At 60.1% G+C, this 26,748-nt stretch carries 35 protein-coding genes; 30 read left to right on the plus strand and 5 right to left on the minus strand.

What is annotated here, in order from left to right:
- Positions 1-154: 154 nt before the first annotated feature.
- The 25 genes from H043_RS0105830 (at position 155) to recX (ending at position 19,219) form a co-directional block, all read left to right on the plus strand.
- The gene (locus H043_RS0105830; protein ID WP_027611065.1) at positions 155-739 is read left to right on the plus strand and encodes a hypothetical protein; all 585 of its coding nucleotides are present in this window, start codon (positions 155-157) and stop codon (positions 737-739) included.
- A complete protein-coding gene (locus tag H043_RS0105835; RefSeq protein WP_027611066.1) occupies positions 736-915 on the plus strand; it encodes a DUF2635 domain-containing protein in 180 nt (59 codons plus the stop codon). Before H043_RS0105830 ends, H043_RS0105835 begins: the two co-directional genes overlap by 4 nt.
- Entirely contained in the window at positions 915-2,411 is a 1,497-nt protein-coding gene (locus H043_RS0105840) for a phage tail sheath subtilisin-like domain-containing protein (protein WP_027611067.1), read from the plus strand. The genes H043_RS0105835 and H043_RS0105840 overlap by 1 nt, the downstream gene beginning before the upstream one ends.
- Positions 2,412-2,478: 67 nt before the next feature.
- Positions 2,479-2,826, plus strand: a complete 348-nt coding sequence (locus tag H043_RS0105845; protein ID WP_007964335.1) for a phage tail tube protein — start codon at positions 2,479-2,481, stop codon at positions 2,824-2,826.
- Complete coding sequence (locus H043_RS0105850) at positions 2,823-3,119, plus strand: phage tail assembly protein (protein ID WP_003222226.1); 297 nt, start codon at positions 2,823-2,825, stop codon at positions 3,117-3,119. The genes H043_RS0105845 and H043_RS0105850 overlap by 4 nt, the downstream gene beginning before the upstream one ends.
- Positions 3,120-3,249: 130 nt before the next feature.
- Complete coding sequence (locus H043_RS0105860; RefSeq protein ID WP_027611068.1) at positions 3,250-5,247, plus strand: hypothetical protein; 1,998 nt, start codon at positions 3,250-3,252, stop codon at positions 5,245-5,247.
- The gene (locus H043_RS0105865; RefSeq protein WP_027611069.1) at positions 5,234-6,469 is read left to right on the plus strand and encodes a DNA circularization protein; all 1,236 of its coding nucleotides are present in this window, start codon (positions 5,234-5,236) and stop codon (positions 6,467-6,469) included. The genes H043_RS0105860 and H043_RS0105865 overlap by 14 nt, the downstream gene beginning before the upstream one ends.
- Positions 6,470-6,472: 3 nt before the next feature.
- Positions 6,473-7,516, plus strand: coding sequence for a phage baseplate assembly protein (locus H043_RS0105870; RefSeq protein WP_027611070.1), 1,044 nt, complete (start codon positions 6,473-6,475; stop codon positions 7,514-7,516).
- A 140-nt stretch (positions 7,517-7,656) separates the two neighbouring features.
- On the plus strand, positions 7,657-8,166 hold the full coding sequence (locus H043_RS0105875) for a phage baseplate assembly protein V (protein WP_027611071.1): 510 nt from the start codon (positions 7,657-7,659) through the stop codon (positions 8,164-8,166).
- Positions 8,166-8,564, plus strand: a complete 399-nt coding sequence (locus H043_RS0105880; protein WP_027611072.1) for a phage GP46 family protein — start codon at positions 8,166-8,168, stop codon at positions 8,562-8,564. Before H043_RS0105875 ends, H043_RS0105880 begins: the two co-directional genes overlap by 1 nt.
- A complete protein-coding gene (locus H043_RS0105885; RefSeq protein ID WP_027611073.1) occupies positions 8,554-9,600 on the plus strand; it encodes a baseplate J/gp47 family protein in 1,047 nt (348 codons plus the stop codon). Before H043_RS0105880 ends, H043_RS0105885 begins: the two co-directional genes overlap by 11 nt.
- Positions 9,588-10,187 carry a YmfQ family protein gene (locus tag H043_RS0105890; protein WP_003222238.1) on the plus strand — a complete coding sequence of 200 codons (600 nt, stop codon included), beginning with the start codon at positions 9,588-9,590 and terminating at the stop codon, positions 10,185-10,187. Before H043_RS0105885 ends, H043_RS0105890 begins: the two co-directional genes overlap by 13 nt.
- A 14-nt stretch (positions 10,188-10,201) precedes the next feature.
- A complete protein-coding gene (locus tag H043_RS0105895; RefSeq protein ID WP_027611074.1) occupies positions 10,202-10,933 on the plus strand; it encodes a hypothetical protein in 732 nt (243 codons plus the stop codon).
- A gap of 1 nt (position 10,934) precedes the next feature.
- Positions 10,935-11,360, plus strand: a complete 426-nt coding sequence (locus H043_RS0105900; RefSeq protein WP_027611075.1) for a phage tail assembly chaperone — start codon at positions 10,935-10,937, stop codon at positions 11,358-11,360.
- A 57-nt stretch (positions 11,361-11,417) separates the two neighbouring features.
- A complete protein-coding gene (locus tag H043_RS0105905; protein WP_027611076.1) occupies positions 11,418-12,512 on the plus strand; it encodes a hypothetical protein in 1,095 nt (364 codons plus the stop codon).
- A gap of 8 nt (positions 12,513-12,520) precedes the next feature.
- Entirely contained in the window at positions 12,521-13,087 is a 567-nt protein-coding gene (locus H043_RS0105910; RefSeq protein ID WP_027611077.1) for a tail fiber assembly protein, read from the plus strand.
- Positions 13,088-13,109: 22 nt separating this feature from the next.
- Positions 13,110-14,030, plus strand: coding sequence for a hypothetical protein (locus H043_RS0105915; protein ID WP_027611078.1), 921 nt, complete (start codon positions 13,110-13,112; stop codon positions 14,028-14,030).
- Between the two features lie 2 nt (positions 14,031-14,032).
- Positions 14,033-14,473 (plus strand): phage tail assembly chaperone, encoded by a 441-nt coding sequence (locus H043_RS0105920; RefSeq protein ID WP_027611079.1) that lies wholly within the window; start codon positions 14,033-14,035, stop codon positions 14,471-14,473.
- A 32-nt stretch (positions 14,474-14,505) separates the two neighbouring features.
- Positions 14,506-15,705: a carbohydrate-binding protein gene (locus H043_RS0105925; protein WP_027611080.1), complete on the plus strand. Its 1,200-nt coding sequence runs from the start codon at positions 14,506-14,508 to the stop codon at positions 15,703-15,705.
- A gap of 8 nt (positions 15,706-15,713) precedes the next feature.
- Complete coding sequence (locus tag H043_RS0105930; RefSeq protein WP_027611081.1) at positions 15,714-15,932, plus strand: hypothetical protein; 219 nt, start codon at positions 15,714-15,716, stop codon at positions 15,930-15,932.
- Positions 15,933-15,965: 33 nt separating this feature from the next.
- Positions 15,966-16,532: a glycoside hydrolase family 19 protein gene (locus H043_RS0105935; protein ID WP_027611082.1), complete on the plus strand. Its 567-nt coding sequence runs from the start codon at positions 15,966-15,968 to the stop codon at positions 16,530-16,532.
- Positions 16,511-17,029 (plus strand): lysis system i-spanin subunit Rz, encoded by a 519-nt coding sequence (locus tag H043_RS0105940; protein WP_027611083.1) that lies wholly within the window; start codon positions 16,511-16,513, stop codon positions 17,027-17,029. The genes H043_RS0105935 and H043_RS0105940 overlap by 22 nt, the downstream gene beginning before the upstream one ends.
- Positions 17,030-17,097: 68 nt before the next feature.
- A complete protein-coding gene (locus H043_RS0105945; protein ID WP_027611084.1) occupies positions 17,098-17,598 on the plus strand; it encodes a CinA family protein in 501 nt (166 codons plus the stop codon).
- An 83-nt stretch (positions 17,599-17,681) separates the two neighbouring features.
- Entirely contained in the window at positions 17,682-18,740 is a 1,059-nt protein-coding gene (recA, locus tag H043_RS0105950) for a recombinase RecA (protein ID WP_003222269.1), read from the plus strand.
- 8 nt (positions 18,741-18,748) lie between these two features.
- Positions 18,749-19,219 carry a recombination regulator RecX gene (recX, locus tag H043_RS0105955; RefSeq protein WP_027611085.1) on the plus strand — a complete coding sequence of 157 codons (471 nt, stop codon included), beginning with the start codon at positions 18,749-18,751 and terminating at the stop codon, positions 19,217-19,219.
- A 55-nt stretch (positions 19,220-19,274) separates the two neighbouring features.
- Here recX and H043_RS0105960 read toward each other — a convergent pair whose 3' ends face one another.
- Positions 19,275-20,393, minus strand: a complete 1,119-nt coding sequence (locus tag H043_RS0105960) for a TIGR00730 family Rossman fold protein (protein ID WP_027611086.1) — start codon at positions 20,391-20,393, stop codon at positions 19,275-19,277.
- A 360-nt stretch (positions 20,394-20,753) separates the two neighbouring features.
- Here H043_RS0105960 and H043_RS0105965 point away from each other — a divergent pair, with 360 nt between their 5' ends.
- The gene (locus H043_RS0105965) at positions 20,754-20,948 is read left to right on the plus strand and encodes a hypothetical protein (protein ID WP_027611087.1); all 195 of its coding nucleotides are present in this window, start codon (positions 20,754-20,756) and stop codon (positions 20,946-20,948) included.
- On the opposite strand, the gene H043_RS0105970 is transcribed toward H043_RS0105965, so the two are convergent.
- Positions 20,949-21,374 carry a PA3611 family quorum-sensing-regulated virulence factor gene (locus tag H043_RS0105970; RefSeq protein WP_027611088.1) on the minus strand — a complete coding sequence of 142 codons (426 nt, stop codon included), beginning with the start codon at positions 21,372-21,374 and terminating at the stop codon, positions 20,949-20,951.
- Positions 21,375-21,563: 189 nt separating this feature from the next.
- Between H043_RS0105970 and H043_RS0105975 the strand changes: the two genes are divergently transcribed.
- From H043_RS0105975 to H043_RS0105985, 3 genes are all read left to right on the plus strand, one after another.
- Positions 21,564-22,310, plus strand: a complete 747-nt coding sequence (locus tag H043_RS0105975) for a tRNA-uridine aminocarboxypropyltransferase (protein WP_027611089.1) — start codon at positions 21,564-21,566, stop codon at positions 22,308-22,310.
- Positions 22,311-22,534: 224 nt separating this feature from the next.
- Positions 22,535-23,185, plus strand: a complete 651-nt coding sequence (gene erdR, locus H043_RS0105980; RefSeq protein ID WP_027611090.1) for a response regulator transcription factor ErdR — start codon at positions 22,535-22,537, stop codon at positions 23,183-23,185.
- Between the two features lie 74 nt (positions 23,186-23,259).
- Positions 23,260-23,622, plus strand: a complete 363-nt coding sequence (locus H043_RS0105985; protein WP_003222276.1) for a diacylglycerol kinase — start codon at positions 23,260-23,262, stop codon at positions 23,620-23,622.
- Here the strand turns inward: H043_RS0105985 and H043_RS0105990 are convergent.
- A complete protein-coding gene (locus H043_RS0105990; protein WP_027611091.1) occupies positions 23,619-24,545 on the minus strand; it encodes a LysR family transcriptional regulator in 927 nt (308 codons plus the stop codon). The genes H043_RS0105985 and H043_RS0105990 overlap by 4 nt on opposite strands.
- Positions 24,546-24,678: 133 nt before the next feature.
- On the opposite strand from H043_RS0105990, the gene fpr reads away from it, so the two are divergent.
- Positions 24,679-25,458 carry a ferredoxin-NADP reductase gene (fpr, locus tag H043_RS0105995; protein ID WP_007908723.1) on the plus strand — a complete coding sequence of 260 codons (780 nt, stop codon included), beginning with the start codon at positions 24,679-24,681 and terminating at the stop codon, positions 25,456-25,458.
- Positions 25,459-25,540: 82 nt separating this feature from the next.
- Here fpr and tsaA read toward each other — a convergent pair whose 3' ends face one another.
- Together tsaA and H043_RS0106005 are read right to left on the minus strand one after the other, a co-directional pair.
- A complete protein-coding gene (gene tsaA, locus H043_RS0106000; protein ID WP_027611092.1) occupies positions 25,541-26,239 on the minus strand; it encodes a tRNA (N6-threonylcarbamoyladenosine(37)-N6)-methyltransferase TrmO in 699 nt (232 codons plus the stop codon).
- Between the two features lie 9 nt (positions 26,240-26,248).
- Positions 26,249-26,716: a DUF1456 family protein gene (locus H043_RS0106005; protein WP_027611093.1), complete on the minus strand. Its 468-nt coding sequence runs from the start codon at positions 26,714-26,716 to the stop codon at positions 26,249-26,251.
- Positions 26,717-26,748: the final 32 nt, after the last annotated feature.

Below are 26,748 nucleotides of genomic sequence, written 5' to 3' on the forward strand. Positions count from 1 at the left end.
CTTTCTCAGAGCGACACAAACCCCTGTGGGAGCGAGCCTGCTCGCGAAATCGGTGGATCAATCAACACTGTTTTTGAATGTAAGTCCGCCTTCGCGAGCAGGCTCGCTCCCACATTGGTCTTGCGGTAACTCCCCCACACTCTGGAACACCACCATGAAGATCACCCCGATCCTCACGCAGTTGCGTGCGCAATGCCCAAGCCTTGCCAATCACATTGCAGTGGGCGTCGATCTGGCGTTGCTGCAAGGCAATGCCGATCTGCCGACACCCTCGGCCCATGTGCTGCCGCTGGCCGATGTCGCCAGCAACAGCACCGCACAAAACCTCACCGCCCAACCGATCCGCGACCGCTTCGAAATCGTCCTGGCGCTCGACGCCAGCGACAGCACAAAAGCGCTGGATCTGTTGCACGACCTGCGCGCCGAACTGTGGCGCGCGCTGGTGGGGTTCAAACCGGGCAATGACTACAGCGCCATCGTCTACGACGGCGGCGAGATGGTTTCGATCAACAGCAGCCGGGCCTTCTATCGGCTGCGCTTTTTTGCCGAGTTCCAGCTCGGCCGCAATCTGCCGAGTCAGCCTGCGGAGAGTTGGCACGAACGTGAACTGGACGGTTTGTCGTCCTTTACCGGGGTCACCGTGCGGGTCGATGCGATCGACCCGGCCGACCCCAATCTGAAACACCCGGGCCCTGACGGGCGCGTGGAAATGACTTTCTCTGGAGACGTAACCCCATGAGCAATCGCATCACCGTACTGCCGGCCGCTGGCCGTGCCGTGCCTGACCCGGAAGCGGGCGATCTGCTGCCCAAAGAAGGCCGTGAAGTGCTGGACAGCGCCTGGTGGCGCCGACGTCTGGCAGACGGCGATATCACTCTCAAAACTGTAAAAGTCAAAGCACAGGGAGCCAAATAATGGCGATCGGATTCAGCAACATCCCCGCGGACATTCGTGTACCGCTGTTCTATGCCGAAATGGACAACTCGGCCGCCAATAGCGCAACTTCGGCCATGCGCCGTTTGATCGTCGCTCAGGTCAACGACAACATCGCCCCGACCGAAGTCGGCAAACTGGTGCTGGTCTCCAGCGTCGCGCTGGCAAAAAGCATCGGCGGTCAGGGCTCGATGCTCGCCTCGATGTACGAGACCTTCCGTAAGGCCGACCCGATCGGCGAGATCTGGTGCCTGCCGCTGCACAACACTGAAGGCGCCATCGCCAAAGGCGTGCTGACCCTGACCGGCACCGCGACTCAGGCTGGCGTGCTCAACCTGTACGTCGCTGGTGTGCGGGTGCAAGCCACCGTGGTCAACGGTGCCACCGCTGCTCAAGCGGCTACCGCACTGGCGCAGAAAATCAACGCCACCGCCGATCTGCCGGTGAGCGCTGCGGCTGCCGAAGGTGTGGTTACCCTGAACGCCAAGTGGACCGGCGACAGCGGTAACGACATCAGCCTGCAGTTCAATCGCCTGGGCAAGAGCAACGGCGAAGAAACCCCGGCGGGCCTGACCACTGCGATCACCGCCATGACCGGCGGCGCCGGCGTGCCGGACCAGGTCGCAGCCGTGGCTGCACTGGGCGACGAGCCGTTCGAGTTCATCGCACTGCCGTGGTCGGATCTGTCGACCCTCAACACCTGGCAAGCAGTGATGGATGACAGCACCGGTCGCTGGTCCTGGGCCAAGCAACTGTTCGGTCACGTCTACAGCGCCAAGCGCGGCACCGTCGGCACCCTGGTTGCTGCTGGCCAGGCACGTAACGACCAGCACATGACCATTCAGGCGCTGGAGCCAGGCGTACCGCAACCGTTCTGGGTACAAGCTGCCGCACTGGCTGCGCGCACCGCGGTGTTCATCTCCGCCGATGCCAGCCGTCCGACCCAAAGCGGCAGCCTGCCGGGTGTTGATCCGGCGCCGGCCAGCGAGCGATTCACTCTGACCGAGCGGCAGTCGCTGCTCAACTACGGCATCGCTACCGCGTACTACGAAGGCGGTTACGTGCGCATCCAGCGTTCGATCACCACCTACCAGAAGAACGCTTACGGTCAGGCTGACAACTCCTACCTGGACAGCGAAACCATGCACCAGTCGGCGTTCATCGTGCGTCGTCTGCAAAGCGTGATCACCAGCAAATACGGCCGGCACAAACTGGCCTCCGACGGCACCCGTTTCGGCGCCGGCCAGCCGATCGTCACTCCGGCAACCATTCGCGGCGAGCTGATTGCGCAGTACGCCAAGCTGGAACTGGAAGGCCACGTGGAGAACGCCGAGCTGTTCGCCGAGCACCTGATCGTCGAGCGCGACGTGCAGGATCCGAGCCGCGTGAACGTGCTGTTCCCGCCGGATTACATCAACGGTCTGCGCGTGTTCGCACTGCTCAACCAGTTCCGTCTGCAATACGACGACGCGGCCTGATCGCCGCGTTTGGCCGTAAGCATTCAGCCCACCTCGGTGGGCTTTTTTATTTGAAGGGAGTAACACCATGGGTCAAGTGATTGCAGGCACCTGCTACGTCAAAGTCGACGGTGCACAACTGACTATCAACGGCGGCTGCGAAGCCCCGCTGATGGCCGTCAAACGCGAAACCGTCGTACCGGGTTTCTACAAGGAAACCGATGTCGCGCCGTCGTTCAAAGTGACCGCGCTGCACACCGCCGACTTCCCGCTGAAGAAGCTGATCGAAGGCACCGACATCACCGTCACCTGCGAATTCAGCAACGGCAAGGTCTACGTGCTGGCCGGTGCCTATCTGGTCGAAGAGCCGGTTTCCAAGGGCGATGACGCCACCATCGAACTGAAATTCGAAGGCATCAAGGGGACCTGGCAATGAGCGGCGCCGTGAAGCTTCAGGTTGCGATCGAAGCTCACGGCGAGCCCCTGACCGAACTCGTCCTGCGCCGTCCGACGGTGCAGGAAGTGCGAGCGATCAAGGCGCTGCCGTACAAGATCGACAAAAGCGAAGAAGTCAGCCTCGACATGGACGTGGCGGCCAAATACATCGCCGTGTGCGCCGGTATTCCACCGTCGTCGGTCAACCAGCTCGATCTGGCTGACCTCAACGCGCTGAGCTGGGCCGTTGCGAGTTTTTTCATGAGTGCGGCGTCGGAGCCATCACCGACCTGATCGCAGTCGCCTATGACCTGGCCTGGTTCTGGAAGGTTGACCCCGAACAGATGATGGCCAGGCCACTGGATGTGCTCCGCGAATCGCTGGAGCACGCGCAACGGATCAATGCGATGCAGCAGGTGCAGTGATGGCGAATACAAATTTGAGCCTGATCCCGCAGAACTTTCCCGTCACGGTCAACATGCTCGTGGTGCTCAAGGGCGCCGAGAAAATGGAGACCGAGATGAAGGGGCTGCGCGGCAAGGTCGCAGCATTCAAGAAAAGCATGGAAGACAGCGGCCTCGAGCCGCTGGACGTGGCCGGCTTCATTGCCGAAGGTGGTTTGCTCAAGCCGTTTCAGGACGGCATCAAAAAAGCCATCGAAGCGCAGGATGCGTTGGCGAAGAAAGCCAGGGCACTCAAGGGCCTTAAAGTTCCGAAGGTGGTCCAGGGCGAAACCTCGGCCAACCTGGAAAAATTCAACAAGGCGCTGGATAACATCTCGCTGAAAATCGGTCAGGCGTTGTTGCCGGCGGTTAACGGCATCGTCACGGCGCTGACACCGGTGATGACTTCGATTGGCCAGTTTGTCGCCAACAATCCGTATCTGGTCGAAGGGCTGGCGGCCGCTGCCGTAGCGTTTACGGTGGTCACGGTCGGTGCGATGGGGCTGGTCGCGGTGCTGGGGATTCTGACCTCGCCCATCGGGCTGATTGCGGCAGCTATCGCGGCAGCGGTGGCCATCATCGTGATTGGCGCACGGTTGATTACCAATAACTGGGCGTCGATTTCCGGATTCTTCGGCAGGATGTGGGACTACGTTTCGACGAAATTCAACGCTGGAGTTGCGGCGACCACGCAGGCAATCGAATCGATGGGCGCATTGATCAGCAAAACGTGGGGGGAGATCAGCGCGGAATTTTTTGCCGGCGTCGACAGCGTCGTCAATATTTACAACGGCTTGGTATCGAAAGCGCAGGCAGGCACTGACAAGCTCGTGGCGGCTTTCGACTTCTCGCCGAGTGAGCTGTGGAACAAGGCGTTGGCGAAAGCCAGCAGCGTTGTCAGTGATTTCTTCGCCAGCACCATGGCGGATGCACAAGCAGGGATCGACAAGCTCAGGGCGAAGTTCGATTTCTCGCCGCGTGAGGTGTGGAACAAGGCGTTGGCGAAGGCCAGTAGCGTTGTCAGTGATTTCTTCGCTGGCACCATGGCGGATGCGCAAGCGGGTATCGACAGGCTCAGGGCGAAATTCGATTTCTCGCCGAGTGAAGTGATGAGCAAGGCTTTTGCAACCGCGAGCAATGTCGTCAGTGATTTCTTCGCTGGCGCACAGGCCAAAGCTGCTGCCGGTGTGGACGCGCTCAAGGCGAAGTTCAGTTGGTCGCCAGTGCAGACGATTACTGAAGCCTGGGGTTCGCTGAACAATGTGTTTGGCAATCTTGTTGGCGGTGTTGCCGATAACGCCGCGGCGCAGTGGGAGCAGGTTAAATCGATCTTCACGCAATCGCCGGTGGCGATGATTGAATCGGCATGGCAACCCTTGGCGCCCGTTTTTTTCGCGCTGTGGGACGTACTCAGGGCTGGAGCCCAGCCGTTGAAAGACGAGTTTCAAAACCTGTTTGGCAGCGCGCCTGTGGAAGCGGTCATGGCGAAGTGGAATGGCGTGAGCGCGTACTTCTCCGGTCTGTGGGCATCGTTGACCACGGATGCACAAGTGGTGAAGAGCATCTTCGGCGATCTGTTCAGCCAGTCGCCGCTGGAGTTGATCCAGCAGAAATGGCAGCCGGTACTGACCTGGTTCAGCGACATGTGGACAAACCTGCAAGGGATTTTCGGGCAGCTTAAAGAACTGTTCGGTGGCAATTTCTCCGGTGTCTTTGCAACCCTCACCGGTACTGCCCCGGCAGCGCCTGCCGGTGCCCCGAAGTTAAGCAGTTCGCTGCCACAAACCTCCAGCGCCCTGATCCAGCAAAGTGCCGCCAACAACCGCACGCAACTCGAGGGCGGCCTGACCGTGCGCTTCGAAAATGCACCGGCGGGGCTGCGCACCGATCAACCACAAAGCAATCAACCGGGCCTGGCGCTGTCTTCGCGCATCGGCTATCGCTCGCTGTCGGCAGGAGGTTCCAATGAACTGGCGTGACCGTTTGTTGCCGGCATCGTTTCGCGGTGTCGGATTCTGGATCGATCAGGCGAAAACTCCGGTCGGTCGCAAAGGTCAGTTGCACGAGTACCCGCAACGCGACCTGCCGTATTTCGAGGATCTCGGCCAGCAGGCCAAGACCCACGATCTGACGGCGTTCATCATCGGCGCCGATTGCCTGGAGCAGCGCGACAAGCTGCTCAAGGCCTTGGAGGCGGGCAGTGGTGAACTGGTGCATCCGTGGCTCGGACGCTTGCAAGTCAAGGTCGGCGAATGCGACATGACCCACACCCGCCAGGACGGCGGGCTGGTGACATTCAGTCTGAAGTTCTATCCCGACCGGCCGTTGCCGTTTCCGACCGCCACGGTCAGTACGCAAAAAGTTCTGTTGGCCAAGGCTGACACGCTGTTGGGTTCGGCGGTGGCGCGCTTCGAGCAGGCGATGACGTTGATCAAGGCGGCGCGGATTGGCATTGCCAATCTGCGCAACAGCCTGACCGGCGTGTATGAGGTGATCAAAGAGCAGCTCAAACCGCTGATCGAGCAGTATCGGCAGATCACCGAACTGGTCAAAGCGGTCAAGGAGTTGCCCAAGGAAGTCGCGGCGGAGTTCAAAGGCTTGCTCGGCGATATCAAGGAACTCAAGGCATTCGCGAAGGAGGGCTACCGTGGCGTGATTGCCGACGTGTCCCAACAACTCGAAGCCATCCGCAAGGCTGATGCGCCGAAGATCACCACCGGCAAGGACACCAACGCGGCGGCACAAGCCATGGCCGATCTGGTGCAGGACACGGTGCTGGTCAAAGTCGCGCAATGGGTGGCATCGATGCCGGTGGCGACAAGCCCGGTGAAACTGTCATCGACACCTACGGTAGGGCAGCAGGCGACGAGCCCGGTAACGCGCCAGGAAGTCCCGGTCAGTGACGACATGCAGGCATTGCGTGACGCCGTAGCGGTGGCGATCAACCCGATGCTGGACAAGGCCGACCCGGCGCACTACCAGGCCATCAGCGATGTGAAAGAGGCGCTGCTTGCGCACCTCAAGGCCGTCGCGTCGTCGGGTGTGCGGCAAGTCAGCAGGTCGTTCCAGGAAAGCTTTCCGGCACTGGTGGTGGCCTACAAGTACCTTGGCGATGCGACGCGGGTCACGGAAATCACTCAACGCAACGGGATCACCCATCCCGGTTTCTCACCCAACGAAGTGAAAGTCTCCGGGGAGTAAACCATGAGCGAGATAGACAACCGTGTCACGCTGACCGTCAACAACATGGAATACGGCGGCTGGAAAAGCGTGGAAATCACCGCCGATCTTGAGCGCCAGTTTCGCACCTTCAAACTCGACATCACCTGGCAGTGGCCGGGGCAGACGGTGGATCAACGGATTAAACCGGGTGACCCGTGCGAAGTGAAAATTGGCCAGGACCTGGTGCTCACTGGCTACGTGTTCAAGGCCCCGATCAGTTACGACGGACGCCAGATCAGCCTGAGCATCGAGGGTAGCTCCAAGACTCAGGATCTGGTCGATTGCGCAGCCACCAACCGGCCGAACCAATGGCAGGAGCAACCGCTGCTGAGCATCGTCCAGGCTCTGGCGGCGGAATACTCGCTGTACGTGGTCAACGAAATTCCCGAGACCGCGCGGCTCGCCAAACACACCATCGTGCCGGGCGAAACGGTGTTCCAGTCGATCGACCGATTGCTCTCGCTGTTCCGGGTGTTTTCCACCGATGACGAGCAGGGCCGGCTGGTGCTGGCCAAGCCCGGTAGTGGTGGTCGGGCCAGTGACGCGCTGGAGTTGGGCAAGAACATTCTGTCGGCGAACGCGCCGATGGATCAGAGCCAGGTGTTTTCTGAATACCGAGTGATCGGTCAGCAGAAAGGCTCGGACAAGAAGAGCGGGGCGGCCGTCAGCGAGGTTCAATCCAGCGCGGCTGATCTGAGCTTCAAGCGCCGCCGCACCACGATCATCAACGAGGGCACCGCGCTGACGTTCGAGTTGGCCCAGCAACGCGCCCAATGGGAAAGCGCCACCCGCATGGGCCGGGCGCAGACCACCACCTATCAGGTGCAGGGCTGGCGTCAGTCCAATGGCGATCTGTGGCGCCACAACACGCTGGTGAAGGTCACGGATCCGGTGCTCGGTTTTGACGGCGACATGCTGATCTCCAAAGTCACGTATTCGCTCTCGGCGCAGGGCTCGGTGACCACGCTGCAAGTGGCGCCACCGCATACCTTCGATCCCGACCCCACCCCCCCGAAAAAAACCTGAGCCTGACACCGAACCCTGTGGGAGCGAGCCTGCTCGCGAAAGCGCTGGCAGCTTCAACATCAAATCGCCTGACCCACCGCATTCGCGAGCAGGCTCGCTCCCACAGTGGATCGCGTGATGCCTACCTTTGAGGACAATTCATGAGCCTACTGACACGCCTGCTGGCGCGCGGCACTGTCGTGCTCGCCCATTCGGCATCCAAGCTGCAATCGCTGCAAATGCGCCTCACCGCCGGCGAGGTGAACGACGACATGGAGCACTTCGAACCCTACGGTTTCACCAGCAACCCGCTGGCCGGCGCCGAAGGCATCGTCACGTTTCTCGGCGGTGACCGGTCTCACGCCATCGCCCTGGTGGTCGCCGACCGCCGCTATCGCTTGCAGTCGCTGGCCTCTGGCGAAGTGGCGATCTACACCGACGAGGGCGACAAAATTCACTTCAAGCGCGGGCGGATCATCGACATCGAAACCGCCACCCTGAACATCCGCGCCAGCAGCGCGGTGAACTTCGACACGCCGGTGATCAACCAGACCGGCAAGATCGTTTCCACCGGTGATCAACTCGCCGGTGGCATCAGCCAGATCAAACACGTGCACGTCGGCGTGCAGGCCGGTAGCGGCCAGACCGGTGCGCCGGCAGGAGGCAAATAATGCTTGTCAGCCAGAACCTCCACGCCGCACTGACCCGCGCCGTGCTCATCAGCCTGTTCACCTGGCGCCGCGCCGCCGATGACGACGCCCTCGACGACGAGGAGCGCTTCGGCTGGTGGGGCGACAGCTTTCCCACCGTCGCCGACGATCGCATCGGCTCGCGGCTGTGGCTGTTGCGTCGGGTCAAGCTGACCCGACAGACCCAGATGGACGCCGAGTTCTATGCCCGCGAAGCCCTGCAATGGCTGGTCGACGACGGCCACTGCAGCGCCATCGACATCATCAGCGAACGCCTCGACGCCCAGCGCCTGAACCTGCGCACGGTCCTGACCCTGGCCGACGGCGAACGTCTGGACATCAACCCCGATAACAGTTGGCAGGTGATCTATGCCGTTTGAAACCCCTTCGCTGCCGGTGCTGATCAAGCGCACCCAAAGCGACCTGGCCGGCGATTCGCTGCGCCAGTCCGATGCGCAAGTGCTGGCCCGCACCCTCGGTGGCGCCGCCTATGGCCTGTACGGTTATCTCGACTGGATTGCCGAGCAGATCCTGCCGGACAAGGCCGACGAATCGACCCTGGAACGCATCGCCGCGCTGCGCCTGAACCAGCCACGCAAACCGGCGCAAGTCGCCACCGGCAGCGTCAGTTTTACCGCGACCGCCGGCGCGGTGCTCGACGTCGACACGCTGTTGCAAGCAAGCGATGGCCGCACTTACAAAGTCACCGCCGCACGCACCACCGTCAGTGGCAGCAACACCACCACCATCGCGGCGCTGGATGCTGGCAGCCTGGGCAATGCCGACGCCGGTCTGGCGCTGAACCCGGTGCAGCCGATCGCCGGCGTGGTCGGCAACAGTTTTGTGGTGCTCGCGCCCGGCCTCAATGGTGGCGTGGCGCGAGAAAGCCTGGAGTCGTTGCGTTCGCGGGTGATCCGTTCCTATCGCGTGATACCCCACGGCGGTTCGGCGAGCGACTACGAAACCTGGGCGCTGGAAGTGCCGGGTGTGACGCGGGCCTGGTGCCGTGGCGGCCTGCTCGGGCCAGGCACAGTGACGGTGTTCATCATGCGTGACGAAGACCCGCAACCGGTGCCCAACGATGAGCAATTGGCGGAGGTTCAGGAGTACATCGAGCCGCTGCGCCCGGTGACGGCGGAAGTACACGTGCAGCGGCCGATTCAGGTGCCGGTGGTGTATCGCTTCAAGAGCGTCAACCCGGACACCACTGCTGTGCGCGCCGCCGTTGAAGCGCAACTGCGCGACCTGCACAACCGCGAGGCCGATCTGGGTGTGCCGCTGCTGATCAGCCATATCCGCGAAGCCATCAGCAGCGCCGGCGGTGAGTACGATCACACGCTGACCGCGCCGGCCGCTGACGTGCCTGCCGGGCAAAGCGAACTGCTGACCTTCGGAGGCTGCGTATGGGGGGCATAAGAACCGCCGCGCAATATCAGGCGCAGTTGCGCGCCTTGCTGCCGAGCGGCCCGGCGTGGGACCCGGAACGCGTCCCGGAACTTGAGGAAGTGCTGCAAGGCGTGGCCGTCGAACTGGCGCGCCTCGACGCCCGCGCTGCCGACCTGCTCAACGAGATGGACCCGGCGGGCGTCAGCGAACTGGTGCCGGACTGGGAACGGGTGATGGAGCTGCCCGACCCGTGCCTGGGCGCCACACCGCTGTTCGACGACCGCCGCCTCGCCGTGCGCCGACGCTTGCTCGCGGTCGGCAGTCAGGCTGTCGGTTACTACCTCGACATCGCCAAAAGCCAGGGCTACCCCAACGCCAGCATCACCGAACACGAAGCCCCGCGCATGGGCCGCGCGCGTTTCGGCGCGGCACACTGGGGCACCTGGGAAGCGCAATTCATGTGGACCCTCAACACCGGCGGCCGCCTGCTGCTTGGTCGGCGCTATGGCGCGAGTTACTGGGGCGAGCGCTTCGGCGTCAACCCGGGCTCGGCGCTGGAGTGCCTGATCCACCGCAGTGCGCCGGCGCATACCAAAGTGCACATCAATTATGACTAGGGAGGAATGACGGGATGGATTATCCGAAAAGTGTGCCCAGCGCCGGTCTGGTGAATGGGAAATTTGTCGATGAAAACCCGCTGACCGGGACGCCGGGGTCGCTGATTCCGGCGCGATGGGGCAACAGCGTTACCGATGAAATCATCAACGCGATCACTGCCGCCGGACTTGTGCCTGACGAGGGTAACAGCACGCAACTGAGATTGGCGATTTCGACGATTGTCGAGAAGAACAAAAATGATTCTTTGGCGAGCAAGGATGAGGCCGAAGCAGGTACCAGCAGCAGCCGTCTGATGACGCCGCAGCGCGTTTTCCAAGCGATCGAAAAGAAAGTGGTTCAAGCCACTGAAACGGTTTTGGGCTGGGCGCGGATCGCGACCCAAAGCCAAGTCAATGCGGGGACTGACGACACCGCCATCGTCACACCGAAAAAGCTCCGGTTTGGTGTTTCCTACAGCATTGGCGCGAACGGCTATATCGTCTTTCCGAGTTGGTTGGGGGGCTTCATGATCCAGTGGGTCCTGATCACCATTGCTGCAGATAAAACCTATGCTGCCCAACCTTGGCCGGTGGCTTTCAAGACCCAGTGTGCCGCTACTTGGGCGAGTTATTCGCACGGCGGAAACGCACCCTATTTCGATATCACCACTCCACCCTTGGTGACCTATTTTGATTCTAGCCAGGTGCAGGTTTTGAGTAATTCCGGTGGCACCGGTTTTGTCACTGTGCTGGGAGTGGGGAACTGAAATGAAACGTTTCTATAGCTGCACCACTGGCAACACTTATTTGTCGGGCTATCACACGAGCCTCCCGTGCGATGCCGTTGAAATTGACGACGAGCGTTACGAGTCGGTTATTGCTAACCCTGCAGCCGGAACCGAGCGGTCCCATGACGAGCAAGGTCTGCCGATACTGATCGAGTCGACGCCCCTTTCAGGCGAGCAAGCGCTGATCGAAGCAAAGGCATGGCGCGACAAGGAATTTGATCGCGTGGTCTGGTTGCGTGACCGCCATCGGGACGAAGTGGAATTGATAAAAGCCACCACGCTATCCGACTCTGAATATCTGACCCTGCTGAATTACCTGCAGGCGCTACGCAAGTGGCCCCAGGCGAAGAAATTCCCCTCCAAACGCTCTCGACCGAAAAAGCCTGCCTGGATGACTGCCGAGTGAATGGATGCTGCATTGTCGGCATCGCCCATCAATGTTCCAGGTAAAGGAAAGTTAACTATGGATTATCCAAAAAGCGTCCCCAGCGTCGGCCTGGTCGATGGCCGCTTTGTCGATGAAAACCCGGTGGCGGGAACCCCGGGTTCGTTGATTCCGGCGGTGTGGGGCAACAGCGTGACTCAGGAGATCCTGAGTGTGATTAACGGCGGCGGGTTGGTGGCTTCTGAAGCCGATACCGGGCAGTTGTACAAGGCGATTCAGTCGATCATCGGCAGAGCGAGCCCGATGCGTTCGGTCATCACCCGACTGGCCGCATCGAAAACCCTGACCGAAGCCGAGCTTGGCCTGGTGCTGATCGACGGCAGCCCGGGGCCAGTGACCTTGCTGCTGCCACCGGCCAACGCCGCCCTCGGTGTGCGCGACGTGATTGTTCGGCGGGTGGACAACAGCGGTAATCGCATGGTCATCCAGGCGTCCGGTACCGACTGGATTCGTTTTCACACCCATCTGTCGGCCAGCGGTTATCCGTTCTTCGTATTGATGGGCGGCGGTGACTGGTGGCATTTGCGCAGTGATGGGGCGGGGAGTTGGTGGCCGGTCGGTCGTTTCGACAATACGCCATTGGGGCGGCCGTTTTTCGAGACGACCCTGATGCTCAGTCCCGGCGGATACGGTGCATTGAACGGCACCGTGATGAAACGTGCGGAATGGCCGTGGCTGTGGGATCACGCACAGCAATCGGGAATGCTGGGGACTGAAGCCTTACGCGTGGGCTCCGAGGGGAAATGGACCACGGGTGACGGTGCGACGACCTTTCGTGGTCCCGAAGGGCGAGGGGAATTTCTGCGGGTTCTGGATGAAGGTCGTGGCGTGGATGCCGGGCGTGCCATGGGCACTTTTCAGACTGGATCGACGCATTCCTATGCACAAGGTGCCAATGGCGCAGGCGCTGTGGGCGCGTACTGGTCAGATAGCTTGACCAGTTTTGGCGCGGATACCCGGGAAGAACCGCAATACGTGACGGGATTGATCAATGGTGGTCCGACTTTTCCGGTGAATACCAGTTACCAGAGGGATACCGCAGCAACATTGCTCTACGCCTTCAAATCCCGCCCGCGCAACATCGCCTATCCCGGCCGCATCAAACTCATCTGAGGCACTTCATGTTCAATTATCTATTTGATGGCTCGGGCGCTCTGTCCGGGCCTGTCGAGTTCATTGTCACGCCGGGCATTGGCATCCAGTTACCCGGTAATGCTGTTGAGCTGGCGTACGAGTTGCCTGAGCCGGAAACCGGTCGTAGCTGGGCACTGATCAACGGTGTACCGCGTGAGGTGATCGACCGCCGGGGCATGGTTTATCGCAAGGATGGCGGCGCCCAACAGATCTGGACCGAGCTGGGTGAGTTACCGGACGCCCTGACCGCGCAACCATGGCCAGGTGAGTTCCACACCTGGCGCGACAACGCCTGGGTGCTGGATGAGCAGGCTCGTTTGGCGAGCGCCAGACAGCAATCTCTCGGCCAGCGCGACGCACTGCTGCGCGACGCCGTCCTGCGCATCGCCCCGCTGCAATACGCCGAGGATATTGGCGATGCCAACCATGACGAACAACTGCTGCTGATCGAATGGAAGCTCTACAGCGTCGAGCTGAATCGCATCGAAAAGCAGGTCGGATTCCCCGACGAAATTACCTGGCCGGTCGCGCCCGGCGCAGCCGTAGCCGACTGATTTCAGCACAGGGAGCAGTGCAATGGATTATCCAAAAAGTATTCCCGGCGTTGGCTTGGTCAACGGCAGCTTCGTCGATGAAAACCCGATCGCCGGTTCCCCGGGATCGTTGATCCCGGCCGCGTGGGGTAACAGTGTCACCCAGGAAATTCTTAATGTCGTGCAAGCGGCCGGCATGACGCCGAATGAGTCATCCAATAATCAGTTGCTCGGTGCGCTGCGCAGTCCGACGCTGTTCAACACCGCACCGCAGTTTGATAACGGACGCTCGGCGGCAACTGCGGAATTTGTGCAGCGAGCGTTGGGCAGTTATGCGAGTGCCCGCGGGATATCCGCAGCGACTCAGTTGACACTGACCGATGTCGGTTCCTCGATTGGTTTGGGCGGCACAGCGGCTTATACCGTGGCGCTCCCGGATGCAGCCTCGGCGCCGAATGGCGCGACGATCAGCCTGCATTGCCGCAACGCAGGCTCGGTCACAGTGGCCAGCAAAACCGGTTCACAAATCAGCCCTCAAGGGGCTTACGTGGCGTCGATCGTAATGAACGCCGGTGAGAGTGCGAATTTCGTCAGAGAGTCTGGTGTTTGGGTGGTTTACGGCACGGCAGCGTTGAAGTATTGCGCCTCATACGGCGCTCAATTCACTACGCCGGGTTATCAGAAATTCCCCAGCGGATTGATCCTGCAGTGGGTCGTCGGTGCCTCAGATACCAATGGCAATATGACGCTTTCACTGCCGATCAAGTTTCCGTCGGCCATTTTGGGTGGCGTCGCCAATGAGGCGAATCCGGCAGGCTGGAGTGCCGGAAATGCGACCGTCTGGGCGTTTGATCTGGGTGTATCGACCACCACTCAGGTGGTGGCGCGGGTTCGCAACATTGACTCTACGGGGATCAAGCCATCGACGGGAATTTCGGGTCGCATTCTGGTTTGGGGAGTTTGACCATGGCTATTTACTTTTACGCACAAACCCTTGGATTTGACCGGGTTGAAAATCCTGGACCCGAACTTCCAGAAGGCGCAGTGGAAATCACTCAGGCCCAATACATTGAGCTATTCGCCGGGCAGGCCGCAGGCAAAGTCATCAGCGCCACTGCCACAGGTCAGCCAGTCCTTAGCGAGCCGCTAGTCTCTCCAGTGGCGCTGATTGCCCTTGAGCGCGACTGGCGCAATAACGTACTGCAGAGCACTCAATGGCTGGTTCTTCGCGATGCAGAGGAACTGGAAATGGGCGAGGGCACCACCCTGCGCACCGAAGAATTCAAACAACTGCTGGCCTATCGGCAGGCGCTGCGCGACTGGCCCAACAATCCAGACTTCCCGGATGCCCGTTCGCGTCCGATCGAGCCAGACTGGCTGGAAGGCTTGCTACGGACCAATGGCTGAGCGATTTGCTCATCGGCCGAGGATAAATAAATATGGATTACCCAAAAAGCATCCCGGGCTCAGGCCTGGTCGACGGAAAATTCGTCGATGAAGATGCCATTGCCGGAACACCGGGATCGTTGATCCCGGCGAGCTGGGGTAACAGCGTTACCCAGGAGATTCTCGGCGCGATTACTGCGGCTGGTTTGAAACCTGATGAAGCACAAACCGATCAGTTGGCGCAGGCCATCCGCCAGTTATCGAAGCCTGACCCACTGCAGCAGTTTCCGGCACAGGTCTATCGCAGGAATGTGCTGATCAATGGCGGCTTCGATATCTGGCAGCGCGGAACAACCAACCAAGGTCCCAATATCGGTGGGTATGTAGCCGATCGTTTTCGTTGCGATTGGAATGGCAATGCGGGCGTCGCCATCTCTCAGCAGAGTTTCGCGCCTGGGCAAAGCGAAGTCGCCGACGAACCGCAGTTTTTTCTGCGCTGGCAACAGACCCAGGCAGGAACCGCCGCCACCGTCCACAGGGTTTCTCAGGCTGTGGAATCGGTTCGAACCCTGGCGGGGAAAACTGCCACCGTCACCTTCTGGGCGCGTTCCGATGCAGCCCGACCATTAAGAGTGTCGGTGATCCAGAACTTCGGTTCTGCAGGTTCCGAATCCGTTGAGAAAACCGTCGACGTTTTCCAGCTGGGTACGTCGTGGAAGAAGTTCAGCGCAACGTTTCGTCTGTCGGGCATTGCCGGGAAGATGCTGGGCGCCAACAACTTCCTGAGGCTTGCGTTCGACCTGCCGTTGAACGTGCTGCAGACCGTGGATCTGGCGCAGATTCAGCTGGAAGAAGGGCCGGTATCCACACCTTTCGAATATCGGCCGGTGGCTGAAGAGCTGATGCTTTGCCAGCGCTATTTCGAGAAGTCCTTCGCCACTTGGTTGCCGGTACGGGCAAACAATGGCTCTGGCACCTGCATTTCATCATTCACCCAAGCGGCACCTGCCAATAGCGGTCAATTCGCGATGACTGTGGGGATGTTGGTGCAAAAGAGAGTCTTGCCCACTGTCGTCATGTACTGCCCAGGCAATACCGGCAATCAGGTATGGAATCAGACCGTGGGCGCATGCACCGGCAGCATTGTGCAGGGCTCGACAGAGCGCGCCATTTCGTTTGCCACCGTTACACCGGTTGGCAGTTTGCCAGGTCAAACCTTGCAGATCGAATGGACTGCTGACGCCGAACTTTAGGAGAAACCATGAGCTATCAATTGACCACCAACGGCGTTCTTCGTCTGAGCGATTCAGCATTCGTCCCGCAGGATCCTGCCAATCGCGACTGGCTTGAGTATCAGCAGTGGTTGGCATCGGGCGGTCAGGTTATGACCCTGAATGAAGCACTCGAAGAATCTGTACCGAACAACACCCTGACAACTCTGGCAAAAAAATGGCTGGGGGGCGTTGTCCGCCAACCATGATTCAATCGGAGCCTCCAGGGAGGAACACGCATCATGCAAATAACTGAAGACAACCTTAAAATCATCATGCCCAACGCCCGCTCCCAAGCGGGCGTTTTTGTTTCTGCACTTAACAACGCAATGACTCGCCGCCATATCGACTCGCCAAAACGCATCGCCGCGTTTCTTGCGCAAGTCGGCCATGAGTCGGGGCAACTGCAATACGTGCGCGAACTGGGCAACAACCAGTACCTGAGCAAATATGACACCGGCACGCTGGCGCTGCGTCTGGGCAACACGCCCGAGGCCGACGGCGATGGGCAGAAATACCGTGGTCGCGGGCTGATCCAGATCACCGGGCGCAGCAACTATCGGCAGTGCAGCCTCGGCCTGTTCGGCGATGAGCGCTTGCTGTCCTTGCCGGAATTGCTTGAGCAACCGCAATGGGCAGCGGAATCGGCGGCATGGTTCTGGGAACAGAACGGCCTGAACGATCTGGCCGACCGCGACCAGTTCAACAGCATCACCCGCCGAATCAACGGCGGGTTGAATGGCCTGCAGGATCGGCTCGACATCTGGGCGCGGGCGAGGGCGGTGCTATGTCCGTCTCCTGGCGCGTAGTCGGCGCTTTGTTGCTGGCTTTGGGGAGCGCTGCGCTGGCCTGGCAGTTTCAGGACTGGCGTTACGGGCGACAACTGGCGGAGCAGGCGCGGTTAAACGCCGACACTCTCAATCAGCTGAATGTGGCCGCAGCCAGCGCGCAGCAGGTCGAGCAGGATAAACGTCTGGCCCTTGAGCAACGCCTCGCAGCCAGTGAACAAACCCACTATCGAGCACTCAGTGATGCCCAACGTGATCAGGATCGCCTGCGCGATCGTCTTGCCACTGCTGATTTGCGCCTGTCAGTCCTCATCGACGCTGGCGACGTTGCCCAAGGCTGCGGGGTGCCAGCCACCGCCGGCCCCGGCGGCGTGGATCATGCAGCCGTACGCGCCCGACTTGACCCGGCGCATGCTCAACGAATTATCGCCATCACCGACACCGGTAACCGCGGACTGATTGCCTTGCAGGCCTGTCAGGCCTATGTCAGAGCGCTGGCGCCCGAACATTTTGAATGAGTCTGTGTATTGAAAGCGCAACCGGGTCGTGTACGGTGGTAGTCATTCCATCCGATCCGGAGCGCACCGTGAAAGAGATCACTCAACTGGCTGCCGAGCTCGGCCGACGTTTGCAGTTGCTCAACGCCCACGTCACCACGGCCGAGTCGTGTACCGGTGGCGGAATTGCTGAAGCGATCACGCGGATTCCGGGGAGCTCGGCGTGGTTCGAGGCCGGTTACGTGACCTACTCCAACCGGCAGAAGACCCGGCAACTGAATGTCCCCGTCGAACTGTTCGGCACGGTGGGTGCGGTCAGTCGCGAAGTCGTCGAGGCGATGGTGCGTGGTGCGCAGAAGCACAGTCTGGCGCGGTTTGCCGTGGCGGTCAGCGGCGTGGCGGGGCCCGATGGCGGTACACCGAACAAACCGGTGGGCACGGTGTGGCTGGCCTGGGGCGTGGGCGATGCGGTTTCCAGTGAGGTTCAGCACTTCTCGGGCAACCGTGATGAAGTGCGCCGACAAACGGTGAAGGCCGCGCTAGAGGGGCTGTTGCGACTAGCGGCACGAGAAATCGAAAATCAGGGGTAGGCGATCCGCGAACGCTGTGGAATAATACTGGCTACTTATACAGGTGTTGGCCGTCAGGCCTTATTGATTACGTGAGGACTTTAATGGACGACAACAAGAAGAAAGCCTTGGCTGCGGCCCTGGGTCAGATCGAACGTCAATTCGGCAAGGGTGCCGTAATGCGTATGGGCGATCAGGACCGTCAGGCGATCCCGGCTATCTCCACCGGCTCTCTGGGTCTGGACATCGCACTCGGCATCGGCGGTCTGCCAAAAGGCCGTATCGTTGAAATCTACGGTCCTGAATCTTCCGGTAAAACCACACTGACACTGTCCGTGATCGCCCAGGCTCAAAAAGCCGGCGCGACCTGCGCTTTCGTCGACGCCGAACACGCCCTCGACCCTGAATACGCCGGCAAGCTGGGCGTCAACGTCGACGACCTGCTGGTGTCCCAGCCGGACACTGGCGAACAGGCACTGGAAATCACCGACATGCTGGTGCGTTCCAACGCGGTTGACGTGATCATCGTCGACTCCGTGGCGGCACTGGTACCGAAGGCTGAAATCGAAGGCGAAATGGGTGACATGCACGTGGGCCTGCAAGCCCGTCTGATGTCCCAGGCGCTGCGTAAAATCACCGGTAACATCAAGAACGCCAACTGCCTGGTGATCTTCATCAACCAGATCCGCATGAAGATCGGCGTGATGTTCGGCAGCCCGGAAACCACCACCGGTGGTAACGCGCTGAAGTTCTACGCCTCGGTTCGTCTCGACATCCGCCGTACCGGCGCGGTGAAGGAAGGCGACGAAGTGGTCGGCAGCGAAACCCGCGTCAAGGTTGTGAAGAACAAGGTGGCTTCGCCGTTCCGTCAGGCTGAGTTCCAGATTCTTTACGGCAAGGGCATCTACCTCAATGGCGAGATGATCGACCTGGGCGTGCTGCATGGTTTCGTCGAGAAATCCGGCGCCTGGTATGCCTATGAAGGCACCAAGATCGGTCAGGGCAAGGCCAACTCGGCCAAGTTCCTGGCAGACAACCCGGAAGTCGCTGCCAAGCTCGAGAAGCAGCTGCGTGACAAACTGCTGTCGCCAGCGGTGATCGCCGACTCCAAGGCTTCTGCGGTCAAAGAGACCGAAGACGACCTGGCTGACGCTGATATCTGATCGCAGCGATGACCACCGCTGTACTCGATACCCTCGTCGCGGTGCGGCGAACCGCCATGGACCTGCTCGCTCGACGCGAGCACGGTCGAGTCGAACTGACGCGTAAACTGCGTCAGCGCGGCGCTGAGGCGGAAATGATCGAAACAGCCCTCGACCGGTTGACGGAAGAGGGACTGCTTTCCGAAGCCCGTTACCTTGAAAGCTTTGTTTCCTACCGTGCCCGCTCCGGCTATGGCCCCTTGCGCATTCGCGAAGAGCTGGGTCAGCGTGGTTTGCAACGCGCCGATATCGAACTCGCCCTGCGTGAAAGCGGTATCGACTGGCAGGAGCAGCTTCGCGAGACGTGGCAACGCAAGTTCTCGGGACACTTGCCGATTGACGCCAAGGAGCGCGCCAAACAAGGCCGCTTCCTCGCCTATCGGGGTTTTTCGATGGAGATGATCAACCGCTTGTTCAGCGGCAGAAGCATGGACGATTAAGTCGGTTTAAATAGAAACGGCCCGCTATGAAAATAGCCGGCCGTTTTTTTTGCCTTCAAATTACCTTTGATGGCTCACGTGCACGTTGGGCGGTCTGCGGTTGGGTGTGAGCCCAGTTTTCGGGGAGGTTGATGTAATCCACCAGTTCCCTGAGACGGCCATGATTTCGGGCATTGAACGCGAAAGCCAACCGCACCAGGTGGCTGTACTGCGCTTCGTCATGTTCCTCGCCGCTGTAAGCGTGTTGATGGAACTGGTCACTCAGGCACAGATCGGCGAAAGCCTCCTGCATATGCGCCATCGCCACGTCACTGAGCTTGTGATGCATACGAATCACGAACTGACGCTTGAGCCAGCGACTGGAGTGGAAGTTGCTGTAGAACTGGTTGATCTGATCCACCGCCTCATCGACGTTATAGACCAGACGCATCAATTTCAGGTCGGTGGGCAGGATGTAGTGGTTTTCTTCGAGTTGCTGGCGAATGAAATCCAGTGCGCCTTGCCAGAAGGTTCCGCCCGGCGCGTCCAGCAACACCACCGGCACCAACGGGCTTTTGCCGGTCTGGATCAGCGTCAGTACTTCCAGTGCCTCGTCCAAGGTGCCGAACCCGCCAGGGCACAGCACCAGCGCATCGGCTTCCTTGACGAAGAACAGTTTGCGGGTGAAGAAAAAATGGAACGGCAGCAGATTGCCGGTGCCGTCCACAGTCGGGTTGGCATGCTGCTCGAAGGGCAGGGTGATGTTGAACCCGAGGCTGTGGTCACGCCCGGCGCCTTCGTGCGCGGCGGCCATGATCCCGCCACCCGCACCGGTGATGACCATCATGTCTGATCGCGTCAGGGCCGCGCCGAGTTCACGCGCCATTGCATACAGGGGGTGCTCGACCGGCGTGCGCGCCGAGCCGAATACCGTGACTTTGCGTCGTCCCTTGAATTGTTCCAGCACCCGGAACGCCTGCTCCAGTTCACGCAGGGCCTGCAGGGTGATCTTGGCGTTCCAGCGGTTGTGATCCTCTTGGGCCATGCGCAGCACGGTCAGGATCATGTCGCGATAAATCGGCAGGTTCGGGCTGTCGGGGGAAATCTGTTTGAGCTGTTCTTCGACCTTGCTGATGAGGTCGGGGCCGCTTTCCTGAAAATGTCGGCTGAGCAGGTCATTCGGTTGGTAAGGCATTCAACGTCTCCTTCTGCACAGAGCGGGTGGCCCTGACGTGCGGCGTCAGTGCCGCGCTGCAAAAACACACACACACTCGGCAGCTCCTTTTTCTGCCGTGAACAGGTGATCGGGAATACTTTGAATCTAGACCCTTGCGAGCCATTGCGCTGAGTTGATCTTTACGCCGCGCAGGCTTTCCTGGCAACCGTTGCGGGCTGGCTGGCAATGAATATTCACCACTCGTCCGAACGTACGCCGTAGAGCAATCACTCTGATTTACTAACCTACAGGCACTGTACGACAGCTTTGAGTCGGCAACCGTACGCAGGGTGCGCGCTTTTCAAGGATTCGCGGGTAGCAGGCATGGAGGCGGGAAAGATGGCCAGAGTGGTTCTGGAAATCGATACGCAGTTGTATCGGATGCTGAAAGCATCAGCCGAGACCAATCAAGTGAGTCTCGAAGAGGAGTGCTGCCGTCGGTTGGCAGGTGGAGAACGGCGTTCTCGCTACTTGCAGGCCCTGGTGGCCGAATTGCGCGCCGAGGATGAACAACGGCGCGCCAATACCCGATGATTACTTCTTCTTCGCCGGGGCAGCTTTCGGGCAATCGGAATCCTGGTAGCTGGCCGAGCCGATGGCCTTGTTGGTTTTATATTCACTGAAGTCGTAACGCATGATCGCACCCTTGGCCATCAGCTTGCGGTACGACGGGTTATTGCACACCGAAGCACCCAGCTGGAAATACACGGCTTTTGGGTCAGCGCGCATCTTTTCGGCGTGGCTGGCCTGGACGCTCAGGTGGTTGATCAGGGTAACGCCCTCAACGGTGTAGCCCTGATCGAGAATGTCTTCATTGATCGCCCGCGGCGTGCCGACGCTGCTTTGCTCGGCGATGTTGCGCAGTTCTTTGTTCAGATTCTGCTCTTTCAAGGACGCCGCTTGTGCGCTGAAGGACAACGCCAGTGCGATGGCCGCGGTAGGAACGATAAGGCGCAGCATGAAACTCTCCTGATTCAGTGACTGGTGGTTCGACCAGCCCCGTGGCTGTGCGTTCAGTGGCGCCGGATTATAGGGGAGCCGGTCGGGACGGTACAGGTTTGCGCTCGTCGCTCTGGTAAACTGCCGGCCTTTATTGCCTTGCCGAGTGCTGTGTGTGTCGAGTTTTCCTGCCATAAGGCGTTGCCCGTGATCCATCATGCCCCCAACGCCGTAGCCCGCTTGCGTGACCAGCGCGAGGACGAAGGTATCAAGCCGATTCAGGCCCGTGGTTTTCGCTCCGAGCGTTGCCGCGACTGCCGGGTGATCATCAGCCACTGCCTGTGCGCCTGGCGGCCGACCGTCGAAACCCGTTCCGGTGTGTGTCTGATCATGACCGGCAAGGAAGTGTTCAAGCCGAGCAACACCGGCTGGTTGATCGCCGATGTGGTGCGCGACAACCACGCGTTCATCTGGTCGCGCACCGAACCCGACCCGCGGATGCTGGCGCTGCTCAACGACCCGCAATGGCAGCCATATCTGGTGTTTCCCGGCGAATATGTAGAACCGTCGCGGGTGACCAACACCGTCGTGCCCGATAGTAGCAAGCGTCCGTTGTTCATCCTGCTGGATGCGACCTGGACCGAGGCGCGCAAGATTTTCCGCAAGAGTCCGTACTTCGACCGCTTGCCGATTCTCAGCCTGCTGCCCGACAGACTCTCGCGTTATCGCCTGCGCCGCTCTACCCGCAGCGAGCATCTGTGCACCGCCGAGGTCGCAGCTTTGTGCCTGGAATTGGCGGGGGACAGCGATGCAGCGTCGGCGCTGGACGCTTACTTCGATGTGTTCAGCCAGCACTATCTGGGCGCCAAACAACAGTTGCCGCTCAACGAGTCGACTCCGGCCCACGCCGAGCTCTTGCCTTATATACGAAAGCCGCAAGCGGTGTTGGCCCGATAGTGGCCCATACTTCACCCAGCGGCGGCCGTGCTGCTTGACCACCCCGGCTACGCTGGGCATGCTTGGCGCCGATTGGGGTGCGGCCAGGGTTTGAAACGCCGTGTTTGCTCGTGATTGGCGTTGAACGTGCCCCTGTGGATAGCGCTGTGCGGCGGTATCTCGAGTTGCTTTGGCGAGACCCGAATGCGTCGGGTCTGCCATCAAAAAACAGGATCATTTGAAAAATGGCCACATACGACATCCTGATTGCCGATGATCACCCTCTGTTTCGTAGCGCGCTGCATCAAGCGGTGACACTGGGCCTTGGCCCGGATGTGCGACTGGTGGAGGTGGCGAGCATCGCCGAGCTGGAAGCGCGCCTGACCGAAAAGTCCGACTGGGATCTGGTCCTGCTGGACCTGAACATGCCCGGCGCGTTCGGGTTTTCCGGTCTGGTCATGCTGCGCGGGCAGTACCCGCAGATTCCGGTGGTGATGGTCTCGGCCCAGGAAGAAGCTTCGGTCATGGTCAAGTCCCGGGAGTTCGGCGCCAGTGGCTTTATTCCCAAGTCCAGCGACCTGAATGTGATTCAGCAAGCCGTGCGCAAGGTCCTCGATGGCGATGTGTTCTGGCCCCCGCAGGCGTTCGAAGCCGTCAGTGTCTCCGATGAAGCCAAAGCCGCCAGCGATGGACTGGCCAGCCTTACCCCGCAGCAGTTCCGCGTACTGACCATGGTCTGTGAAGGCCTGCTCAACAAGCAGATTGCCTACGAGTTGAGCGTGTCCGAAGCGACCATCAAGGCCCACGTCACGGCGATCTTTCGCAAGTTGAATGTGCGCACCCGGACTCAGGCGGCATTACTTCTGCAACAACTTGAGTCAATTCCGAGCCAATAAAGGCTGGCGTCTTCACGCTTTTTTGACTTTTGTTGCTCTAGCTTTCCCACTCCTTTCTGGTTGGTTTTTACGTTATGTCACCTTTCAAGGGCCAGACCGGCCTGAAACGCATCCTCAACGCATCCGGCTACTCGCTGGACGGCCTGCGCGCAGCCTTCACCGGCGAAGCCGCATTTCGCCAACTGGTGCTGCTCAATGTGGTGCTGATTCCGCTGACGTTCTTCCTGAATGTCAGTCGCGTTGAACAGGCGCTGCTGATCGCTGTGTGCCTGCTGGCGCTGATCGTCGAGTTACTGAATTCGGCGGTGGAAGCGGCGATTGACCGCATTTCCCTGGAACTGCACCCGCTGTCGAAGAACGCCAAGGACATGGGCAGCGCCGCGCAATTCGTGGCCCTGAGCATGATTGCCCTGGTGTGGGCGGTGATTCTGCTTTAAGCGATACTCGGCAAGACGATCTCGTCGCTGCGCTGCACCCCGGCGGTGAAGGCGCGGCACAGCTCGAGAAACTCGCGCATGGCCGAAGTCTGGTATTTCTGCTTGTGCCAGATGAAGTAGAACTGCCGGGCCAGATCCAGATCCGGGGTTTCCACCGCCACCAGGCTGCCGCGTCGAAACGCATCACGCAGCGCCAGCCGCGAAATACAGCCAATCCCCAACCCTGATTCCACCGCGCGTTTGATCGCTTCGGTGTGCTCCAGCTCCAGGCGGATATTCAGCGCACTGCGATGGTGCCGCATGGCCTGATCAAAGGTCAGGCGCGTGCCGGAACCCTGTTCACGCAGAATCCACGCTTCGTGCGTCAACTCTTCCATGGTCGCGCTGCCACGTTTGGCCAGTGGGTGCTGCGGCGCGCAAAACACCACCAGTTCATCTTCCACCCAGCTCTGCACTTCGATGTCCGGATGGCTGCAGTCGCCTTCGATTAGACCCAGATCAATTTCGTAATGAGCGACTTGATGCACGATATTGGCAGTGTTCTGTACGTGCAGTTTTACCTGGCTTTCCGGATGGCGCTGCATGAAGCCGCCGATCAACAGGGTCGCCAGATAATTGCCGATGGTCAGGGTGGCGCCCACCGAGAGTGAGCCGAAACCGGATTTGCCGTTGAGCAGGTCTTCGATTTCCTTGGACTGGTCGAGCAGTGCCACCGCTTGCGGCAACAGCTGTTTGCCGAGGGCGTTGAGGCTCAGCCGTTTGCCGGCGCGATCGAACAGCTGGCAGCTGGACTGGCGCTCCAGTTCGGTGATCGAGGTGCTCGCCGCCGACTGCGAGAGGTTGAGCAGACCCGCAGCACGGGATACGCTCTCCTGCTGGGCGACGGCGACGAAGACTTGCAGTTGACGAAGAGTAAATCGCATATCGATATAACCGATAACCCTTATCTTAATAATCCAGTTAACAGATATTGTCGTCGCTATTAGAATGCGATGCAATTGCGCACTGTTGGCCGCAAAGGCGAGCGCAGACCCAATATCCAGGAGTCCCACGTACATGAGCAACATGAACCACGAGCGTGTCCTCAGTGTTCATCACTGGAATGACACTCTGTTCAGCTTCAAGTGCACCCGTGATCCGGGCCTGCGCTTCGAGAACGGTCAGTTCGTGATGATCGGCCTGCAACAGCCCAACGGCCGCCCGCTTATGCGCGCTTACTCGATCGCCAGCCCGAACTGGGAAGAGCATCTCGAGTTCTTCAGCATCAAGGTGCAGGATGGTCCGCTGACCTCGCAGCTGCAGCACCTGAAGGAAGGCGACGAGATCATCATCTCGAAGAAGCCTACCGGCACCCTGGTGCTTGACGACCTGAACCCGGGCAAGCATCTGTACCTGCTGAGCACCGGCACCGGTCTGGCGCCGTTCATGAGCGTGATCCAGGACCCGGAAACCTACGAGCGCTTTGAAAAAGTGATCCTGGTGCACGGCGTACGCTACGTCAACGAAGTCGCCTACCGCGAATTCATCACCGAGCACCTGCCGCAGAACGAGTTCTTCGGTGAAGCGCTGCGTGACAAGCTGATCTACTACCCGACCGTGACCCGCGAGCCGTTCGAGAACCAGGGCCGTCTGACCGACCTGATGCGCAGCGGCAAGCTGTTCAGCGACATCGGTCTGCCACCGATCAACCCGCAGGACGACCGCGCAATGATCTGCGGCAGCCCGAGCATGCTCGACGAGACCAGCGAAGTGCTCGACAGCTTCGGCCTGAAGATCTCGGCGCGTATGCGCGAGCCGGGTGACTACCTGATCGAGCGTGCATTCGTCGAGAAGTAACCCGCTCCCACAATGGTTTCGTGCTACGCAGAAAAGCCCGTGTTGCCTGAGAAGGCAGCGCGGGCTTTTGCGTTTCCGGGGTTCAGGTGTTGGCGGGGATGACTTCCAGTACCCGGATTTGCTCCGGCGTCGGGTAATGCCAGCGCACGTCCAGATCCCAGAACTGCGCACCGTATTCGCGCTCTGGTGTCGGCGTCTGATACGCCGGACGCGGATCCTGCGCCAGACACTGCTCGATCAGCTCGACCAAAGGCTCGCCAAGGCGCTGAGCATGGCCGTGTGCCTGTTGCAGTGCGGCGTCCGTCCACCGCACGTCAATCAGCTGTGGCGCGGCGCTGGCGATGCTGTTGGAGGCGTCAGCGATGATGTCGGCGTAAGGTACATAGGGTTTGATGTCGAGAATCGGTGTGCCATCGAGTAAATCGATGCCCGAAATGAACAGCCGATTGGCCTCGACTTTGTCCAGCTTCACCACTGACTGCCCGATGCCATTGGGCCGGTGCGTCGCACGGGTGGCGAACACGCCCATGGACTTGTTGCCGCCCAGGCGCGGTGGCCGCACTTTCAGACGCGGCTTTTCTTCCAGCGCCTGATGAAACAGGAACAGCAGCCAGACATGGCTGACCTGCTCCAGCCCTTGCACGGCATCACCCTGATCGAACGGCGCCACCAGCTCCAGCACGCCACGGGCGGCGGGGGCCAGTTGCGGCTGGCGCGGGATGGCGAACTTCTCCTTGAAGCAGGAGCGCACGAAGCCGATGGGGGAGACACTGTAAGTCACGTTTCGTTATCAGCCGCGAACGCGCAGGGTCAGGCCCTTGAGGAAGTTGCGCAGCAACTGGTCGCCGCACGCGCGGTAATTGGTGTGGCCGACCTTGCGGAACAGTGCGCTCAGCTCAGGCTTGGACACCGGGAACTCGGCTGCCTTGAGGATCGCGTGCATGTCGTCTTCCTTGAGTTCGAAGGCCACGCGCAGCTTCTTCAGGATGATGTTGTTGGTCACTGGCACTTCGATCGGCTGCGGCGGACGGCTTTCGTCCTTGCCGCGCTTGAACACCACCAGACCGTCGAGGAAGTGCGCCATGACTTCGTCCGGGCAGCGCACGAAGCCTTCTTCGTCTTCTTCTTTCTTGTCGAGGTATGCGACGACGTCTTTGAGCTCCACGTCCAGGCCGCCGAGCTTGATGATCTCGATGACTTTCTTGTCGCTGATGTCGAGCATGTAGCGCACGCTGCGCAATACGTCGTTATGAATCATGTGGGTAATCCTGATAATCGTTGTGGGCAGCA

This window comes from Pseudomonas sp. URIL14HWK12:I6, from assembly GCF_000514195.1.
GTDB lineage: Bacteria > Pseudomonadota > Gammaproteobacteria > Pseudomonadales > Pseudomonadaceae > Aquipseudomonas > Aquipseudomonas putida_A.